Consider the following 623-nt stretch of genomic DNA (forward strand, 5'->3'; position numbering starts at 1 on the left):
TCCACCCCCACCAGGTCCATAAGCTCCAAACGCTGCTCTTAGGCGCCCTTGAAAGCCGCCGCCAGGACGTCGAGGCTGGCGTAGGTGGCGTAGATCGTCACCGGTCCGGTGCCGAACCACAGCGCGAGCTGCAGGGGGTTGGTGGTGCACCGGATGCCCAGGGAGAAGAGCAGCGCGTCGTCCTGCAGCGAGCACACTGCCACCGCCGGCCCCTCGTGCCCGACCCTCCGCCACTCCTGCACCGTCTGGGTCAGCAGGTCCAGGGTCGGCAGTAGGACCAGCACCCGCCTGTCCCGCGCGATCTGCAGGGCGGCCGAGGCGGCGCTGATCGTCTTCCCGCTGCCGCACGGCGAGATCGCCGTCACCCGCAGCCCGTTCGCGGGCACCAAACCGCCGGGCGGGATGTCGAGACCGCGCACGATCGCCTCCACCATTTCAACCTGATGCGGCCGGAGCTTCACAGCCATTTCTGAATTTCCTTCCCAGGGCACCAGCACGAGTCGAGCAGGCCGAAAATCGGAAATCGAGCAGCCCGCCCAGAGGGGGTATCGCCAGAAGTCAGAAGCTACACAGTGCATCATCTTGCATCAACAGTCACTGCACAGGATACACTGGAGCGAGAC

The 623-nt window shown here is 65.8% G+C and carries 1 protein-coding gene; it reads right to left on the bottom strand.

The window, feature by feature from the left end:
* Nucleotides 1–38: 38 nt before the first annotated feature.
* Nucleotides 39–467, bottom strand: coding sequence for a DEAD/DEAH box helicase family protein (locus tag ADK60_RS24505; protein WP_079008664.1), 429 nt, complete (start codon nucleotides 465–467; stop codon nucleotides 39–41).
* Nucleotides 468–623: the final 156 nt, after the last annotated feature.

This window comes from Streptomyces sp. XY431 (genome assembly GCF_001279805.1).
In the GTDB taxonomy this organism is placed as follows: domain Bacteria; phylum Actinomycetota; class Actinomycetes; order Streptomycetales; family Streptomycetaceae; genus Kitasatospora; species Kitasatospora purpeofusca.

Excerpts from the sequence above, each read along its gene's own strand:
- ADK60_RS24505 (WP_079008664.1), bottom strand. The coding sequence starts at position 467 with ATGGCTGTGAAGCTCCGGCCGCATCAGGTTGAAATGGTGGAGGCGATC.